This is a genomic window from Enterococcus pseudoavium NBRC 100491, assembly GCF_001544295.1.
GTDB lineage: Bacteria > Bacillota > Bacilli > Lactobacillales > Enterococcaceae > Enterococcus_A > Enterococcus_A pseudoavium.
In genome coordinates this window covers 1-18,939 of sequence record NZ_BCQF01000035.1, presented here as the reverse complement: position 1 = coordinate 18,939, position 18,939 = coordinate 1, and the positions used below count along the sequence as shown (strand labels likewise).

The 18,939-nt window shown below is 40.1% G+C and carries 16 protein-coding genes; 4 read left to right on the top strand and 12 right to left on the bottom strand.

Features of this window, described 5'->3' with window-relative positions; translation table 11 throughout:
* Positions 1–612, bottom strand: coding sequence for a hypothetical protein (locus EP1_RS12255; protein ID WP_067627841.1), 612 nt, complete (start codon positions 610–612; stop codon positions 1–3).
* 112 nt (positions 613–724) lie between these two features.
* Positions 725–1,666 carry an oxygen-dependent tRNA uridine(34) hydroxylase TrhO gene (gene trhO / locus EP1_RS12250; RefSeq protein ID WP_067627838.1) on the bottom strand — a complete coding sequence of 314 codons (942 nt, stop codon included), beginning with the start codon at positions 1,664–1,666 and terminating at the stop codon, positions 725–727.
* Between the two features lie 245 nt (positions 1,667–1,911).
* Between trhO and EP1_RS12245 the strand changes: the two genes are divergently transcribed.
* Together EP1_RS12245 and EP1_RS12240 are read left to right on the top strand one after the other, a co-directional pair.
* Positions 1,912–2,277: a RidA family protein gene (locus tag EP1_RS12245; protein WP_067627835.1), complete on the top strand. Its 366-nt coding sequence runs from the start codon at positions 1,912–1,914 to the stop codon at positions 2,275–2,277.
* A gap of 57 nt (positions 2,278–2,334) precedes the next feature.
* Positions 2,335–3,633: an L-cysteine desulfidase family protein gene (locus EP1_RS12240; protein ID WP_067627832.1), complete on the top strand. Its 1,299-nt coding sequence runs from the start codon at positions 2,335–2,337 to the stop codon at positions 3,631–3,633.
* Positions 3,634–4,034: 401 nt separating this feature from the next.
* Here EP1_RS12240 and EP1_RS12235 read toward each other — a convergent pair whose 3' ends face one another.
* The gene (locus tag EP1_RS12235; RefSeq protein ID WP_067627829.1) at positions 4,035–5,624 is read right to left on the bottom strand and encodes a bifunctional aspartate transaminase/aspartate 4-decarboxylase; all 1,590 of its coding nucleotides are present in this window, start codon (positions 5,622–5,624) and stop codon (positions 4,035–4,037) included.
* Positions 5,625–5,952: 328 nt separating this feature from the next.
* On the opposite strand from EP1_RS12235, the gene EP1_RS12230 reads away from it, so the two are divergent.
* Complete coding sequence (locus EP1_RS12230) at positions 5,953–7,569, top strand: SulP family inorganic anion transporter (protein ID WP_067627844.1); 1,617 nt, start codon at positions 5,953–5,955, stop codon at positions 7,567–7,569.
* A 92-nt stretch (positions 7,570–7,661) separates the two neighbouring features.
* Here the strand turns inward: EP1_RS12230 and EP1_RS12225 are convergent, their stop codons facing one another.
* The 4 genes from EP1_RS12225 to EP1_RS12210 form a co-directional block, all read right to left on the bottom strand.
* Entirely contained in the window at positions 7,662–8,798 is a 1,137-nt protein-coding gene (locus tag EP1_RS12225; protein ID WP_067627826.1) for a DUF3089 domain-containing protein, read from the bottom strand.
* Positions 8,799–8,930: 132 nt separating this feature from the next.
* A complete protein-coding gene (rsmA, locus tag EP1_RS12220; RefSeq protein ID WP_067627823.1) occupies positions 8,931–9,809 on the bottom strand; it encodes a 16S rRNA (adenine(1518)-N(6)/adenine(1519)-N(6))-dimethyltransferase RsmA in 879 nt (292 codons plus the stop codon).
* Positions 9,806–10,378, bottom strand: a complete 573-nt coding sequence (rnmV, locus tag EP1_RS12215) for a ribonuclease M5 (RefSeq protein WP_067627819.1) — start codon at positions 10,376–10,378, stop codon at positions 9,806–9,808. Before rnmV ends, rsmA begins: the two co-directional genes overlap by 4 nt.
* On the bottom strand, positions 10,371–11,147 hold the full coding sequence (locus EP1_RS12210; RefSeq protein WP_067627818.1) for a TatD family hydrolase: 777 nt from the start codon (positions 11,145–11,147) through the stop codon (positions 10,371–10,373). The genes rnmV and EP1_RS12210 overlap by 8 nt, the downstream gene beginning before the upstream one ends.
* A 155-nt stretch (positions 11,148–11,302) precedes the next feature.
* On the opposite strand from EP1_RS12210, the gene EP1_RS12205 reads away from it, so the two are divergent.
* Complete coding sequence (locus EP1_RS12205; protein ID WP_067627816.1) at positions 11,303–11,893, top strand: hypothetical protein; 591 nt, start codon at positions 11,303–11,305, stop codon at positions 11,891–11,893.
* 209 nt (positions 11,894–12,102) lie between these two features.
* On the opposite strand, the gene EP1_RS12200 is transcribed toward EP1_RS12205, so the two are convergent.
* The 5 genes from EP1_RS12200 to EP1_RS12180 all read right to left on the bottom strand — a co-directional run.
* Complete coding sequence (locus EP1_RS12200; RefSeq protein WP_067627814.1) at positions 12,103–12,885, bottom strand: tyrosine-protein phosphatase; 783 nt, start codon at positions 12,883–12,885, stop codon at positions 12,103–12,105.
* Between the two features lie 303 nt (positions 12,886–13,188).
* Complete coding sequence (locus EP1_RS12195) at positions 13,189–14,418, bottom strand: class C sortase (protein WP_067627811.1); 1,230 nt, start codon at positions 14,416–14,418, stop codon at positions 13,189–13,191.
* Positions 14,419–14,502: 84 nt separating this feature from the next.
* The gene (locus tag EP1_RS12190; protein ID WP_067627808.1) at positions 14,503–16,410 is read right to left on the bottom strand and encodes a SpaH/EbpB family LPXTG-anchored major pilin; all 1,908 of its coding nucleotides are present in this window, start codon (positions 16,408–16,410) and stop codon (positions 14,503–14,505) included.
* Between the two features lie 6 nt (positions 16,411–16,416).
* Entirely contained in the window at positions 16,417–17,898 is a 1,482-nt protein-coding gene (locus tag EP1_RS12185; RefSeq protein WP_067627804.1) for a SpaH/EbpB family LPXTG-anchored major pilin, read from the bottom strand.
* Positions 17,899–18,939 (bottom strand): MSCRAMM family protein (locus EP1_RS12180; protein WP_157065595.1); only part of this gene is annotated, 1,041 nt, incomplete at its 5' end.

The window sequence follows — 18,939 nt, the reverse complement described above, 5'->3', positions numbered from 1 at the left end:
TTAAGCAGTTGCTTTCTTCAATTTCTTTTCCTGTTTAACGGCCTTATCAAAAATTGGCAGACTAAATTGTTTGTATAGTGCTCCTGCCACAAAATAGGCAATGTTGAAGTCTACAAGGCTGTGAATTAAGCCACCAATTCCCATTAAAATAAAGACCGTATAAAGATAACCTTGTGAATAGAAGGTATCTGGCATATTCCCCATAAAGTAAAAGACCGACACAACCACCATCTCGACTGCTGAATGAATGATCCCAATCACTAAATTAAAGGCTTGGAATCGCCCATTCGCTAACGTGAATTTACCATTTTTTAAAACAAGCTCCGGATGTTTCTGTAAATAATTAGCTCCAATTAACGCAAAAATCAAATGTGAAAAAGCGCGTAATGCAATGATTGGTGTTGTTGAAATAAAAAAGCCAAAGGTTGTTCCTAAAACGACCGCCACCGCGACTAATGGTGAAAAGAACATGGCGATAAAGACGGGCACATGACTCGCTAAAGTAAATGAAGCTGGTCCGATCACGATTTTAGGCATGACCATTGGGATCAAGATCCCCAAACCAATCAACAACGCTGAGATCGTCAGGTTTCTAACAGAATTATTTTTCATTTTATCCTCCTCGATATGTCAAGACACTTAATTCGTTCTCTAGTTTAGTTTAAAACGTCAGAAGTGTCAAGACACGATGGCGGTTAAAATGATTTTTTTCGAGAAAGTTTCATCAGTTTTCAATCGAAGCCAACTGGGCTGTCCATTCTTCAGTTGTCAGCTGATGTTTTTTCACATAACGATTATTCGTATGTTTTGCACAATTAATTGAGCAGGCTCCTAAATATTTTTGCTCATTTTCTTCGGAAACTAAGATTTGGCGATTGCATTCAGGATTGCTGCAATTTATGTAGCGTTCACAGGGCGTTCCATCAAACCATTCTTTTCCGACGATCTGTTTATCTACCTGATTGATCTCTACGCTGATCCGTTCGTCAAAAACATACATTTTTCCATCCCATAATTCCCCGCGCGTTGCTTCGTCTTTCCCATAAGCCGCGATTCCACCATGAAGCTGGGCAACATCTTCAAAGCCTTCCCGTAAGAGCCAGCCAGAAAATTTTTCACAGCGAATCCCACCGGTACAATACGTCACGATTTTTTTATCCATAAACTGCTCTTTATTTTCCCGAATCCACTCTGGCAGTTCACGGAAATTATGAATCGCTGGGCGGATCGCTCCACGAAAATGCCCTAAATCATATTCATAATCATTCCGGGCATCGATCACAACCGTCTCATCGTCTAATAAGGCTTCACGAAAGGCTTGCGGCTCTAAATAATTTCCCGTTAATTGATGCGGATCGATATCTTCTGCTAACTGTAGCGCGACTAACTCCGTTCGGGGACGGACGAATAATTTTTTAAAGGCATGACCTGCACTTTCATCGATCTTAAAGTAGGTATCTTTAAACCGCTCATCTGCTAACATCTTCTCCATATAACGCTCCGTCGCAGCTTTTGTGCCAGAAAGGGTCCCATTAATTCCTTCTGGAGCGACTAAAATGCGCCCTTTAATCCCTAAGTCGCGACAAAAAGCCCGATGCTCTTGCGCAAAAGTTTCTGGGTCCTCGATTGTAGTATAGTTATAGTAAAGTAATACACGGTAATCCATCATGATTCCTCCTAATTCTTTGTTTCCTTATTACTATAGGAGATGGATATCTTTTTTTCGAACTTGATGCTTGTGGCTTTTTTTACAAAATCACTTTATCCAAGAAGAGTTCCAGCTATTTTTAATTAGATTCTCCTAACATCTCGATAATAAATTATTCTAATAAGCCCCGACCCCCTATTTTTAACTTTTGAAAACGAATACAATTAGTTTAGAATTAATAGCTATTCGAAAGGATGTTTGTTATGAAAAAATTACCTAAATCGATTGGACCTTATACCGCTTATCGCCGAAATGGCAATTTTTTAGTCACTTCTGGTCAACTACCAATCAATCCAGAAACCAATCAAATTGAGGCCACAACCGTCTATGAACAAGTGCTTCAATGTCTCTCAAATATCGAAGCGATTGTTTCTAATGAAGGCTTTCAATTTGAAGATGTCATGAAATTGACTGTTTATTTAACGGATCTTTCAAAATTCTCTGAAGTAAATCAAGCATTTGAAGAAAAACTAGCCGCGCCTTATCCCGCTCGTACAGCAATCGAAATATCTAAACTACCCATGAATGCTTTAGTGGAGATCGAAGCGCTCGTAATGGGTGAAAATTAGCCAGCGGAACATTGGGCTACTAGCCGCAGCACCCGTTGATTTAAAGGAGGAAAGAAGATGACTATGACAAATGAACGCTTGTTTATCCAAGCATTAAAAGAAAATGTTTTACCAGCGACTGGCTGCACTGAACCGGTTGCTGTAGCGTATGCTGCGGCAACTGCCAGTGCATTCATTGAGAAAACGACAATCGAAAATATAACCGTTCGAGTGTCACCCAATATCATGAAAAACGCGATGGCCGTGATCGTCCCTGGGACTGGTGAACCGGGACTAGCGATTGCGGCGGCGGCAGGAATCATCGCAGGAAATCCCGACAATGGCCTAAAAGTGATCAATCAAATCCCGCCCGAAACTTTACCTGCCATCAAACAATTGGCCAGTTCGGGAAAAATTACTGTCGAGGTTGCTTCCGTGGAAGATGATTTGTATGTCGAAGTTGGCATCATAGCTGAAGAAGAAAGTGTCACAGTCTATATTGCCGGTGGTCATACGAATATCTTCAAAATAGAAAAAAATGGGCAGCTAATCAAAGATGATCCCAAGCCTGACCCTCATGCTCTTTCTGAGACAAAACAAGCATTACGAACCTATCAACTGAAAGATATTTGGGATTTTTCCCTGAACACACCATTGGAAAAGATTGCTTTTATGGCGGAAGCTGGCCGCTTAAATATGCGTTTAGCAACCGAGGGCTTAACTAAAAAATACGGTTTAAAGTTAGGCAGATCACTAAATCAGGCCAAAACCATCGATTTTGGTTCAGGAATGGAAGCAGATCTGTCCACTAAAATTTTAGCTTATTCTACAGCCGCTTCAGATGCTCGGATGGGAGGTGCCTCCTTGCCGGCAATGTCTAATTCTGGTTCGGGAAATCAAGGCATCTCTGCTACCGTCCCGGTCTGTGTGGTCACTGAACATTTTCATGCTTCTGAAGAAGAGCGTATCAGAGCCTTGACTTTGTCTCATTTGACCGCTATCTATATCCATGCCTTCTTACCGGTTCTTTCCGCTTTTTGCGCAGCGGACTCTGCTGCAATGGGTTCGGCCGTAGGTATCAGTTATCTGATGACAAAGGATTATGATACTGCTGCTGCGGCTATTAACAATATGGCAGGAGATGCACCAGGGATGATCTGTGATGGGGCTGGCTGTGCTTGTGCGATGAAAGTCGCTACTGCCGTCTCTTCCATGTACCGTGCAGTCAACTTAGCACTACAAGGCGTTCAGATCCCTGCCACCAATGGTTTAGTTTGCCAAGATGTGAATGACACGATCAAAGGCATCGGCAGATTAGGAACCGAGGGGCTCAAAGCAACCGATCAAACGATTTTGAGTATTATGGTGAATAAATAACTTGAATAAAACGTCTCTCTCGTCATGTTCATGGAGACAAACTTGAATAAAACTCAAAAAGCACGTGCAATGAAGAAAAAAACATTGCATGTGCCTTTTGGAATAAGTACTTATAGCCCGAAATGTTTCGCCTTAATTAACGGGTTAGTAACTCACCGTTTTAACAAGAAAAAATGTAAAATGCTGTTCTTTAACGGAACGTCTCCGATCTTTCTATTTAGTCGGAAGTCTTACTAAAAACTATTTTCAAGCCAGCTCTTTTCAGCTGTCAAAATTTGCTGCAAGATCATTATTATCGCTACTTTATTTTTCATTGGTTCAATCTTAATTTGAAGAGGCGCAAGTCTCTTGTTTGCCCAACCATATTTTTGCTGACTAGCCTGCAGATCGTTAACGATTCACTACTCTTGCTGCAAAAAATTTTGATGATATTCATCCAGCAATTCAAGAATTTGTTTGGCAATGATCCCGTAATCTTTATTTGGAAGATTCGCCTCAGAAACCCGTAATTCACCCGGCTTGGTTCCAAAGCCTACACCGTCCATCAAAACAACGCCATTTTTTTGCGATAAATTGTAAAGAAAATCAACTTGTTCAAAATGAGCGGCTAAATAGTTGCTGAAATCCGGCCCATAAAGTTTTTCTGCTAGTTGGTAAAGATCAATCAATGCATAATATTTACTATTTTCTTTACTCGTGTTTGGCTCTAGCATTAAACCCTTGAACAATGCTTGATAGCGCTGATCGATAATTTTTTTAGTGTCTTCAATATATGCATCCTTTTCTTGCGTCACTAAATGTGTCAATGAAAAAAGAACTTCCATGATTTGCTGCGGCGTCGACAGGCCAGCTGTATGATACAGCCCTACGGAACGACTGTCTGCGACCATACGATCAATAAATTTCAACTTTTCTGGCTCTAAGGTATTGATCGAGTAGCGAGCAGCCAATTCTTTTTGATCGATCAAAGCAAGTTGATTGATCAAATGATCAAAAACGTTCTTTTTATTGGCAGCAATCACTCCTAGTCGCCAACCGGTAGCACCAAAAAGCTTGGAATAGGAATAAACCAGCAGCGTATTATAAGGAGCTACACTATAGATGGTTTTAAAATCTTCCACAAAGGTCCCGTAAACATCGTCAGTAATTATCATCAATTCAGGTTTTTCTGCAATAACTTTCTCAATTTCTGCTAAAGCCGCATCATTGAAAGCCATTGCCCCTGGATTTGAAGGATTGACCGAAAAGAAAGCCTTGATCCCTTCTCCTTTTAATTTATCGACCTCTGAGGCTTGGATCTGCCAATTGTGTTCCTCATTAGAACGTAAATCGACCTCCACTAATTCATAATCATTCAATTCAGGAATTTGTAAATAGGGAGTAAAAATCGGTGTATTTATTGCTATCTTATCGCCCTTTTTAATTAATTTATTTTCCTTCAAAGAATTAAAAAGATAAACAATTGCTGCCGTTCCACCTTCTGTGGGGAATAGATCTGTTTGTTCAGCTAATTTTTCTCCTCGATACAAGACCGATTCTAAATACGCATTGATTACACGCTCACTATTTTTTAAAATTCTACTAGGTACAGGATAGTTATTACCGATTGCCCCATCTGCCAATTCCTTAATAAACTCAGCCTGATCGATATTTAATGCATCATGAACATAGTTTACGGCATCCAATAAAAATTGATCGATTTTCTTGGTTTTAGGCGTTAAAAAAGTCTCGAAGCGTTCAAAAATCCCTTCAAGCTGGATATATCCTGCTAAATCTCCCTGAGAAATCGTCCGTTCAGACTCCTCCACACCAAATTCAATGATTCGCGTAAAGGCTAACCGTGCTTTGGCATTGATCCAATTGGGATTCCCCCGACCCGCATTTAAGAAAAGATTACCCTTTTGATTGTGTTGCGCCAGCTGCAGCAATTCGCTGCTAATCTCAAATGCTCCTAATTTTTCTAAACGTTTCTCTTCTTCTCGGCTCGTCATAACCTTCACCACTCCTTCGTTCTATTCTGAAACCTCTATCCTTACCAACAAGAATACAGGGGAATCAGCATTTTGTTAACTAACAAGTGATTTCAAAGGAAACAATCTTCTAGATACGCAGAAACCCTTTTGACTTAAAAGCCAAAAACAACTAAATAAGACCTGTTTTCTTTTTTCTATACATGAAATAACCTGAAAATATTTCAGAAAAACCATTGTACTTTTATCCGTACTCTTTTATAGTTAAATTTAGGTATTAAAAAAGAATATTTTTGAATAAAGGCCCATTTTATTGGGTCTTTGTCGTCTTTACGAAAAGGAGTGCTTTATAATTAAAAGGTATCGGGATTTGTTGCATGAGGAGTTTAAACATTATTCAAAGGAAAAGCTACAAAAAGATTTATTGGCCGGCTTGACTGTGGCAGCAGTTGCGTTACCGTTAGCCTTAGCCTTTGGGGTTTCTAGCGGAGCTGATGCTGCCGCTGGGTTGATTACGGCAATTATTGCTGGGGTGGTCATCGGTAGTCTTTCTGGCGGTTTTTATCAAATTTCAGGACCCACTGGGGCAATGGCGGCGATTTTGGTCGGTATCATCGCTACCCATGGTTTGGCAGGGGTACTCGTTACAACCTTCATCGCTGGCACCTTATTACTGTTAGCGGGCCTATTTAAATTAGGTAGTTTGACCTCATTTATTCCTTCGCCGGTTATTACAGGATTTACTTCAGGCATTGCGATTATCATTGCTCTTGGACAAATCGATAATTTTTTTGGAACAACGTCTAATGGTGAAAATGCCTTAGCCAAATTGCTAAGTTATCAAACCGGTTTTCAACCGCATTTACCTACTTTAGTTTTAGGATTAATCGTTTTGCTAGGCTTAATCTTCTATCCGAAAAAATGGAATCAAGTATTGCCTGCTTCACTGGTTGCGATTATTTTAGCAACACTTGCTTCAATCATCTTTAAGTTGCCAGTAATGAAAGTCGGCAAGATCCCAACTTCATTACTAACTAGCGAACGTCTTCACTTGTCCGCCCTGAATTTAGCGTCAATCAAACAATTATTTTTACCGGCAATCAGTATAGCCATGCTGGGTATGATCGAAAGCCTGCTTTGTGGTGCCTCTGCAGGCCGTATGACGGGGAAAGATCTTGACAGCAATCAAGAGTTAATCGCGCAAGGAATCGGCAATATGATCTTACCATTTTTTGGAGGGATTCCGGCAACTGCAGCGATCGCCAGAACTAGCGTCGCCATCAAATCCGGCGCCCAAACTCGACTAGCCGGTATTTTCCACGCGCTTTTCTTATTGCTATCAATGATTATTTTTGCACCAATCATGTCGCAAATCCCGATGGCGGCGCTAGCCAGTGTCCTGCTAATAACTAGTTGGCGCATGCATGAATGGGATACTATTCGAACAATGATTCAACAAAAAAATCGAACAGCAATCCTGTTGTTTTTTGTTACCATGCTCAGCACCATCATTTTTGATTTAAGTATCGCGATCGTAATTGGAATTATTTGCAGCTGTATTTTCTTTATTGCCAAAAGTGCAAAAATTTCCATTATTACCGAAGATATCGATTGGCAACGGATGAACCTGCCGCATTCAGCTGCTGGCTCTGGCTGGTCGGTGATCTATATCACTGGTCCTTTATTCTTCATGTCTGCTAATCAGTTGAAAAAAGAATTGGATCAAGTCGTGGATAAAGAAGGCTTGATTTTCTCGCTACGGGGCGTGCCAAGTATTGATTTGACCGCATTAGATACCTTTGCGGATTATTTTTCAGTCGCTAGGTTGACGAAGCAAGAATTAGTCTTCACCTCGATGCAGCCAGAAGTTGAAAAACAATTCCAACAGCTGTGGGAAAAACAAAATGATTGTCCGATCCAGCACCCCACTGTTGCTCACGCGCTCCATGCGCTGCATCAAAAATAAAAAGAGTGGTTTCCCACTCCTTTCTATCCTTGTTCTCTTAATACTGCATGGCAAAAACAGCTTATCCTAACCGATAAGCTGTTTTTTTAGATTTATTGATCATTCTGTGGATCAGCTTGTTCTGTCTGATCGGCCTCTGTTGTTTGCTGCGGATGGCTTGCGAAGTATTGTGCTTCACGATTTTCTGCGTTTTGTTGCAAATTATAATAGTAGAAACTAATGTCGTTATTATGGAATGACCCTTCTGGGAAGATCTTCCGAGTACTTTCCGGCATTTCATATTTGGCTTTATCCACTGATGAAGCCACGACTAATCCCTTCGTTGGATCGACGGTGGCATCTGCTAGATTCATGACTTTGCTGTAATCCCCGTTGTCATTGCGCACATAAGAACCTAAGTTTTCTGCCGCTGGAGCCGGAGTTCCATCCGTTTGCCAGTTGATCGGATTGATGGCTAAAGCACCTTCATCCCAGGTTGGCAATTCACCAGTAAAGTTTGGCGCAACCGTATTGTAAGAAACAACTACACCGGTATCGTCTGGTCCGGTCGCAAATTTTACTTGTGGATTATCATTCATTTCTTGTTGTGTGACCGATTGTCCCAAGACATAAGCTGCGATCATGCGGTCACTAACGCCTGGATTATTTTTGAAATAATCGTACATGATCGCTTTAATCATTCGCGCTCCTTGCGAATGACCCACTAAAATAAATGGTCGATTATTATTTTCATGTTTGATGTAGTAATCAAAGGCGGCAATTACATCGGCCTTCGGCACACCATCGACATATTCGTTCTGTTCTGCTTTTGATTTTGTTAACAGCCAATTAGCATCCAGCTGACGATAATAAGGGGCAAAAATATTGCCGCTCGTATCAAAGGCTGAACCCTGCGTTGCTAAAAAGACCTGTGCCCCAGCTCGCATGGTGGGATTATCGATTTTAGCGACCGGTGAAGAATTCTCGTTTTTCTGCGCATAAGCCGTTGGATACAGCATAAAAACATCGGCTTGACTGGTTAATTCCGTTGGTTTAGCCAACCAATTGTCCGCATTGCTATAATCGCTAGCAGTGATTTTCTCACCAGCTTTTTCAGGATCTTTTGCTTTAATACTTGTCTTACGCGTTTCTTGTTTTGGTTCTTCTTTTTTATTCATGGTGGTGTACGCATAATAACCGCCAGCACCAAGTACAATCACTACTACTAATCCAATGAGTAATTTTTTCATCGTGTCCTCCAAAAACAAATTTATATCTTCTATTATAGGTGACTAGCCTTTTGTTTGCCAAATATTGTGGGGATTTAATGAAAAAACAAAAAGAGCCGCAGCTCTTTTTGTCCTTCTCAACTATGATACTACTTATTTTTCCTTATTCGCCTCTAGAGAATTTGATAAGCGCGCAAATTCTGCCAAAGAAAGGGTCTCCCCGCGACGTTTCGGATCGATTTCTGCTTGCTGCAAGCTAGTTTCTAACCAATTCTTTGTGTCTTCATCTTTGCCATAGCTGTTCAATAAATTATTCCACAACGTTTTGCGGCGTAAAATAAACGCTGCTTTCGTCAATTTAAAAAATTCGCTCTCGTTGGCCACTGCCACTGCTGGCGTTTCCCGCCGAACCAAGCGTAAAATCGCTGAATCCACATTGGGTTGCGGAACGAAGACCGTCTTCGGTACGATAAAAGCTGTGCTTGCTTCCATGTAATACTGAACGGCGATCGATAAAGATCCATAGGCTTTGGTTCCCGGTTTTGCCGAAATCCGATCCGCAACTTCCCGTTGCATCATCACAACCATTTCAGCAACAGGTAGCTCAGATTCTAAAATATGCATCATAATCGGTGTCGTAATGTAATAAGGCAGATTCGCCACCACTTTAATCGGACCTGCTTGATCAAAATATGCCGTCTCTTTTTTTAAATCTACTTTTAAAATGTCGTTATGGACAACTTTAATATTGTCATAAGGACTCAGAGTATCAGCTAAGACTGGAATCAAACGATCATCAATCTCAAATGCTAAAACTTGATGGGCCGCACGAGCTAAATGTTCCGTCAATGCGCCAATCCCAGGCCCGACTTCAATCACATTGGTTTGATCGTCAATCTCAGCCGTAGCAACGATTTTTTTCAAAATATTCGGTTCGGTCAAAAAATTCTGACCGAGACTCTTCTTAAAAGAGAATCCATGTTTTTGCAAAATTTCGCGGGTTCGCGAAGGGGTTGCGATATCTTTGTTCACAGTGTTTCCTCGACTTTCTTCATGGCCTCATGGAGCTGCGCTTCGGTGATCCGAAACATCGCTAAACGTTTTTCCAGTTGTTTGGCATTCGTGTAGCCGATCTTCAGTTCTTCTCCTAAACGCTCGCGACGTTCACGGGCTTGAGCTCCCGCTATTAAACCATAATCTAAGAGCGTTTGTCTAGTTATTTTCGGCTCAGTGCTCTCCGCGGGTGTCACTACTTTATGCAGCGCTTCGATGATTGCTTCATCGCTGGCATGCTCTACTCCAAGACTGGCTCCGCGTTTTTGTGGAGCCGCCATTCTTCTGGCTAAAAAGGCATGCTTAGCATCTGGGATAGCTTCCATGATCGTCTTTCGGATCTTTTCGCCGGAAAAGTCCGGATCGGTAAAGACGATCACACCCCGAGTTGCTTGTGCGTGTTCGATTTGTTCTAAGATTGTTTCATTAATCGCCGAGCCGCGGGTCTCGATCGTATCGACCTCAAAAACTTCTTTTAATCGTTTTGTATCATCTTTGCCTTCAACGACAATGATTTCTTCGATTTTTTCCTTATGCTCTCTAATCATGGGCATTAATCCTAAACAAACGATGCGCGTTTTCGCTAGTTTGATGGGCGACTTCTTCCAGTGGTAAATTCCGTAATTCCGCGATTTTTTCTACTACATAACGGGTATAGCCCGGCTCATTGCGCTTGCCACGATACGGCATTGGTGCTAGATAAGGAGCATCGGTTTCGACTAATAATTTATCCAGCGGTACAATCGTCGCCGCTTCTTGTACATCCAGCGCCTTTTTAAAAGTCACAACGCCCGAAAATGAGACGTGCATGCCGAGATCTAAGAAACGTTTGGCCCATTCTCCACTGCCGCTAAAACTGTGCATGATCCCGCCAATCTCACGGATGTCTTCCTCTTTTAAAATTTTATAAGTATCCTCCAAAGCATCCCGGGTATGGATACTAATAGGCAAATTCATTTCTTTGGCAATCGCGATTTGCCGGTGGAAAACTTTGGCTTGTACTTCTTTAGGATCTTCCATCCAGTAGTAGTCCAAACCAATCTCACCTAATGCTACTACTTTAGGTAAGGTCAATTTCTGAATCAGATCTTCCTCAATTTCCTTCGTATAGCTGCCGGCCTCGGTCGGGTGCCAGCCAATAATCGAATAGATCCCTTCATATTGTTGATTTAATTCTAGGCTTTTTTCTATCGTCGGTGTATCAAATCCCACGACGGCCATTTCGGTTACTCCAAGCTCCCTGGCCCGCTCCACTGTTTCGGGGATTTCATTTTCAAATTGCTCCGCATTTAAATGCGTATGCGAGTCAAAAATCATCGTATGTTCCTCTTTTCTTACTTAGTCCATAACTATTTATCGTCCTCCTTACAATAGCACAAATTTTAGATTTTCTCATTCTCTACGAAAATCCGTCAAAGGTCGGATGTTCTTCTTAAAAATTCGCTTTATACTAGCAACTAAGGAGGGATTTTATGCCTAATTTCCAACAAAATTTTCCTAATACTGCTCGCTACTTAAAACAAAGATACCCAGAGAAAGAACCTTTGAAAAGTTTTTGGCACTGGACGACGCTAGCTCTTCTTAGTCTGCTATGTATCGCTACTATCAAACAGCAGCTATTCTTGCTAGGTCTGCTAATTCTCGCAACGGCGTTGGTCAAAGGTCCCGCCATCTTACTTTTTGGGATGCTCTATTCCTTTTTAATCAGCTTATTTCCACCAGCCGGAATACTGCTCTCAGCCCTTTTCTTCTTATTAAATATTCGCTTATTAACGAAAAGTTGGCGCGTAAATCTAGTGACTTCGCTATTTTATTTATATCCACTAGGCTTAAGTTTACTGCGCTACTTTACCCATTGGGACGCACCTTGGCAACTTGCTCTCGAATTACTGCCTGGTTTATTGCTGCTACACTTTGTATTGCTACAGGTTTATTACTTCCATCCAAGCGCTCGCCAAGTATCTTGGACCGTTTTCGCTACTCCATTTGAATTGCTTTCGCTAGTCTTGCCGAAACGTTTTAAAAAGAAGAGGACTATTCAAGCTCGCCCGAAAAGTCTTTAAAATTTCTTCTTTAAGTCGCCTAGGCTACTCCAATACTTAGCTGGAACGTATATAATTTGTAGTTAAATATAAAAACGAGATTTTAACAAAATAATTGTTAGAATCTCGTTTTATTTAAGAAATATTTCCTTTAAGAATTCTTAGAGTCAAACTTTCTGTCGTAACCAATTAGATAACTTCACTCTTTATCTAACCCTAAATGTTGTACGCTAAAAAGATAGTGTCCGTAGTTTACTTAAAAAATCATTTTTTTTAACACTGCTAAACACTGGTCTTCGGACTGGATCACCATTCAACAAATCTCTACTCATTTGTTTCATTTCCTCAACATACTCAGAACCAAAATCTTGTTCAATCTCTTGATAGGCCTCTTTTAAATAAAACCCACGCTGATTGACACTATGGGCATCCGAAGCCATCATATAAACAAGGCGATTCGCCAACATCAATTTTGCCGTTTTTTGAATTTTCTTGCCAAAAAAACCGACAACACTCGGAGCGGTTATTTGTGTCAATACTCCCATTTCTAAAAAAGGAATAAGGCGATTGGGATCTTGTCTAAATACTGCATTTCGCTCTGGGTGAACAATTATAGGCGTATGTCCCTGACTCAGTAGCTGATAAAAAAGTTGCTCAGTATACATCGGTACTTCCATTGTAGGAAACTCAATTAACAGATATTGATTATCCAAATCTGCAAACAGGATTTCTTGATGTTGGATAGATTCCATTAATAAGCCCGTTATCCGAACCTCTTGGCCTTCAAAGAGTGTCAACCCAATCCCACAACGATCAATTTCCCGTTGCAGATCTTGAACTGCTAGAATAATCTTTGAAGCCGGATTTTCATAACGCCCGTTGTTATGATGCGGCGTACATAAAATATGAGTAATACCTTGCTGAACAGCTTCTCGAGCCATTGCTAAACTAGCTTCAAGATTTTGTGGGCCATCATCTACTCCTGGTAGTATGTGACAATGTAGATCAAGCAACCGAATCACTCCAAACTATGCGTTTTTTTCTTCTTATAGCTATTTTACCAGATGTTTTCTAGCAATCGTATCGCTATTCATTAACTTTTCACAAAAACAAACGCTGGATAGAAAATTTAACAATCTCTAATGATAAAATCAGTCCCAAATACTTTACTTATTTTCAGAGCAATTAATAACCGCATGCGCCACAAAATATTTATCTAACTAGAATACGAGATAAAAAATCCTCCTAAATTAGCTTGAAGAATCTAATTCAGGAGGATTTTTGCAATTTTTTGACTCCGACCGTTAACTGTCAAACTAATCTTTCACTCTAAATGTCGGATACTCCTGAGCTGTTTTCACCTTTTCCACAAGGATTCCGCGTGATGGTTTTAGCTTAAAGTTTGAATCCTTTATTTTAGCGATACGTAGTTGAAATTTTAGCGGCTGATTGGCCTCTTGTTCCAATAGATATTTACCTCCACGTAGATCAGGAAGTAACCCTATTCCCTGTTCGTCTGTAGATACTGTAAGCTGTTTTCCATCCCGCTGGAACGGCCGTTTTCCATTAGCTGTATACAACATAAACGTTTGCCCAGAAATGGCTTGTTGTGCGCTATCTTCCAATCGAAACTTCAACTCATAACGATGGCGACGAATCAAAACATTTCGTAGCCAGTAGCGAATCAGCCAGATTAATAGTAGCAGACTGATCAACGCCGCCAGTCCAATCAACACTTGGCGCAACAAACGATTTTGATCAGATTGCTGTAATTCTTTCTTCATCTCTGGCTCATAAGGAATTCGATGACCACGAACCAATAGGCGATGACTGTTAATCATATAAGGTGTACAAGTCATTAACGTCACTAAATCTTGTCCTGCGACAATTTGCATATCTTGTGTCTCCGTGGGCTCAATCACCTTGATTTGATCCACCTCATAAGCATGCGTCTCATGATTCACTTCGAGATAAAAATGATTGCCTTTTTTTAATTTAGGTAAATCGGTAAATAATTTTGCTTTAGGCAATCCCCGATGAGCCGAGATCACACTATGGGTATTGGGTCCACCAATGGGATAGGAGGTTCCTTCCAAATGAGTGGCTCCTTCACTTAAAAATAAATCAGTTGTTTGATCAAAGACAGGTAATTTTAGATTGATTTTCGGAATTCGGATAATTCCAATCGTATGTTTTTGGAAATAACTTTTCGTTGGTTTGACCGTACTCTTCTTTTTCTTCGCATCAAACGGATCAGCTCCTGGATTCGTACCATTTTTTGCGATCTCTTGATTTTTCTTTTCTTGCTCGGCTTCAATTTTTGCTAAAGCAGCCTCATTTTCTTGATTGGCTTGCTTTTGGTAATAAGAGACCAGCTGTTGATCCACCAATTCATTCACCACATCGCTTACGAAGGGATAAAGTAGCGCCAGAACGCCCCCGACTAATACTATTAACATCACAATATCAGTAAATAAACGACGACGCCCCGTTTTCTTTGGTGCTGATTGGTTACTTTCCGTTGCCCTTTTAATTTTCTTTTTCATAATCTCACCTTTTTATGTAAGAAATGCCGGTGAAAAGAAAGACCATAGTCTACCCTTCGCCGACATTTTTGTTACAATCAGTTTTTATCCTTCGATCTGTTTACGGCCTTTTGTAAAATAAAGAACAGCACCGCCAACTGCAACAATCCCGACTGCTACAAAAGCAACAATCCCCATGCCACCGGTAGAAGGTAATGAACCTTTATGTTTATTAGAAACCACCAATTCAGTTGTTTGATCGTCCGCTACAAAATCAACAGGCTCATTTGATAAAACATAGCCCTCTGGTGCCTTGATTTCTTTTAGTTGATAAGTAATATCCTTACCATCTGCATCTGTTTTTGCTAATCCAGAAACGGAAAATTCACCTTTATCATCTGCTTTCAAGACTGTGGCTGTAAACCCGTCTTCACCCTTAGTTCCCCAAACTTGTTTGCCATCTTTTGTCCCTAAGATTTTCCCATCAGGATTTAAGACATTAAATTCAGCAGCTGCTAAGGTCTTCTCGGTATCGGCATCTTTTTTAATAAATCTCTTGCCAAAAGTTTTAACAGCGTCTTGATCTGATTCTGGATGGAAATTATTGTCAAAAGTGATTTCATTATTAATATCTGTGCCTAATTTAGCATCGGGTTTCACTGCCATTTGAATAGTAAAGCTAATTGTTTTACCCGCATTTTCTTTAATCTTGTCTAAGTCAAAGTTCACAGTGAATTGATTGTCTGCAGTTGTTACTCCTGTTACTAAATCACTAGCAGCTTCGTCGTCAAGTTTAATATTACCTTTGATTTCAGCTGTTGGATCAGCATTAAGCAAATACAATGCTGGGTCATATTTATCAATTAATTTAAATTCGGTGTAATCAGCAATATCTTGTGGAATCAATTGTGTAATCGTAAATTTAAAGACTTGATCGCCATCAACATCATGATCCTCAGCATCTTTTGTTGGTTCAGGTACTTTGTAGTTATAAGCACTGATATCATTCGTTTTGTTTTCTAGCTTGTTTCCGTCGATATCATAGTACATATACGTAACTTCCATGTCGGTACTTACATGGGCAACTACCATTGGATTTCTATTTTCACCATAATGGAAAATTTCATCTTTTCCAGATTGTTTATTGTTAGTCGAAACATCTGAATCAATTTCATAAAACTCGTAATCGCCAGGTTCTAAGACTAAACCACTAACTGAAACTTTACCTTTTGCATCAGAAGTAAGTGGTTTTTCCTGAGCAGCTGCTTCAGTTAAGTCAAATACATTGGTGTCAGTATTATAATACATACCAGCTTTATTTTTTAAAATGAATTTAGCACCGGCTAGACTACTTTCTTTACCATTTTCCACACCATATTTAGTAAAGCCTAACTCTAAAGTTTTAACTAAATTTTTAGGGTAAACATGAACGACTTTTTTTTCTTCATTCGCCGCTCCGTTTGTTCCTGTATAGTCGGCCTCATTGTAGACCGGTAAGTCTAAGATAAAAGGTTCTGATTTTGATTGAACCACACCGGCTGGCGAAGTGGTTTCTTTAAAAAGATAGATTGCATTTCGCAGCTGTTTCTTTTCATCTAGGCTCTTTTTAGCTAATTCCTGTGTCGCCTCCCCTGTACTGTCTGTCTTTGGAAAGGTATTAACACTTGAACTTGCAGATATTTTATAATTTACATTCAGAATTTCCGTTTGTGCAGCCGCTGTTTTTTCAGCATCACTGCCAGGTGTTTCATCATACGCTTTCCAATAATCTTTAGTTACGTCATACGCAGTAAAAATTGCACCCGCTAAAGGTTCCCCTCCAAAATCGACTTCATCCCCTGAATTAGGTTTAACCTCAGGTAAACTATCGTATTGGCGTTTATGAATGGTGACTGTTTGAGTTGATTTCGTATCTTTTTCAGCAGCCAAGATCGATTGTCCACCAGCTAAACTTCCAAATACTGGTAATACCATAATCAATGTAGCAACTAGGCCCCATAATTTATTTTTCATTCAAAACTACTCCTTTATCTTTTTCTTATACAGAATAACTACACCAGCTAAAATACAAATGATCCCTAATCCGATCAAAGAGTGGCTAATGATTTCACCCGTTTTTGGATAACGCTTTGTTTCTCCCGAAGGTGAAGTTGGTGATCTGGGTGTACCGGGTTCAGGCGTTTTCAAGTTAACAACTTTTAAAACTCCCTTTGCACCTGCAGTATAACTGCCTTTTAGAACTGAAAAAGTCATCGGTTCAGGATTTAACTTATAACCAGTTGGAGCAGTCAGCTCTTTTAGCTGGTAATCTCCGTAACTCAAGCCATTGATTTCAAAATAACCGGCTTGATCCGATTTTAGTACAACTAACCCCTCGTCATGCGAATCATCACTCCAAGCAAAACCTTCTGCTGTTTTGATTAAGACTTGTTGCTTTTGATTCAAGACTTGGAAACGCGCACCCGCTAATTTTTTCTCTTGATTGTTCAGATCAACTTTCACAAAACGCCGGCCGCCGGTCACAACATCCACATCACTGTGTAACGTTTCATGATCAGTTTCTAAAGTAGCCTCATTGACAAATTGATCAGTCTCGGAGCTTGTGGTGACTAACTTCATTTTATAAGTGACTGTTAATGTTTTGCCAGCATACTTTTCTAAAGCTTTGAGATCAGTAAAATTGATTGTGAACCCATGTTTTTCTGTTGTTAATTGATAAATCGATGAATCTAGCGCAGTCTCACTTTCAGTTAGTTCTAAGCTTCCATTTTGATAAACTAAGGCTAGATCAGCAACATCACTAATAATAAATTTCTTGTAGTCAAGAATATCTAACGGAACATCAACAGTTATTTTAAATGGTACAATGTCCCCAAATTGATAGCTATCTTGTTCCCCAGGAATAGTCTTTTTCAGTGTCGGTTCAGAATGTTCGACTTCTTCATTTTTAGGATATAAATGGATCGTTGACAATTCTTCACCGGCTTTTGTCAAAACTGGTAAAACAACAACCATATTTTTAGCTTTTTCTTTAACGATTGCTGGTGCAGCTGCTTCATGGAAGAGATAGATTGCATCTTTTCCGTTGGTTTTAGCAGGTAAGGAAAAAGTAGCTGTACCATCTTCGCCATCAACCGTAGCTGTTTTTTGTGTATCTAGCGCATTACCTAGATTAGAATCAGCCAATTCACTTAATGACTGTTGCGCTTCTTCGACCGTCTTTCCCTCGTTGCGTAGTTGATAAAATTGATCTGAAACATTATAAGCTTCAAATGTAACACCGTTTAATCCACGATAATCACTAAGCAAATCAGCATGTTCACCTGATGTGTCGCCAGTATTAAGACTAGCTTCTGGCATTTCACCTTCAGGAAAAACAATTTTGTGCAAGTCAAAAGTAACCTGAGTCTCCGTTTCTGCCGCGGTAGCTTTCTGTGTACCTAGCATTACTAACGGTAACATGAGGGCCAACAGGGCAAGATATTTACGTACGCCTTTCATCTATGCCACCTCCTGTTCTTTCCGCCACCAGAAGTAGATTCCTACGACAGTGAGGGCTAGCAATCCACTGGCCAAAATTGGCCAAATACCGGAACCACCGGTTGCTGGTAATGGTGATTTCGGTATGTTCTTCACTTGGAGTTTGATTTGATTATTTTCAGCTCCCGTGACTAGAACATCCTTTTGCTCGTCCCCGTCAATCGTTACTTTACCTAACTCATCAATAATCATTGTGATGGGTTTGATTGTACGATAACCAGCCGGTGTTTTAGTTTCTTCCAATGTATAAGTACCAGGCTTCAACTCATCAAATTTAAAGGTCGGGCCATTGGCTATGACTTTACTATAGTCAGGACCTGTTAAGGTAAATTCGGCCCCTGCTAAGGCTTGTTCTTCTTCATCGACTTTCTCAACAGTTAAATCGAATGGTTTCAAGGTATTGATTAGCTTGTCATCAACTATCGGATTATCACTAGACCATTCAATTTGTAGTTTACCATCAGCAGCTTGAATGACATTAAATGTCCAAGGTCCGCTTGCTTGATACCCATTTGGCACTGTCGTTTCAATTAAAGTATAACTACCTATAGGCAACTTAGAAAAATCTACTTTCCCATCAGCTGTTGTTGTAACATTCTCGTTATACCCATTATTACCAGTAAGATGGAAGCCAACCCCAGCAAGTGGAGTTTTTTCGTCGTTTCCTACTTTAGTAAAACTCAAGTCTGTCATTAACAATTCATTTGTTACTTTTAAAACTTTTTGATTAGATTCAAAAGTAATGGTTCTAGGATTAGCATATTCTGGGTCAGCATAACCTAAGACACGTTCTCCCCCGCCATCAATCATTTCTAGGATACGGTAGTAAATCATTTTACCATTCGTCTTTTTAGCTACATCAAATTTTTTCGTTAAGTCTTTACTATCTTTAGCAATCTTAAATGTATCTACATTTTCCCAAGTTGTCTGATCAATACTCTTTTGTAGTTGTAGCGTAATATCTTGACGCAATTGTGGATAAGCTTCATCACCCTTCCATTC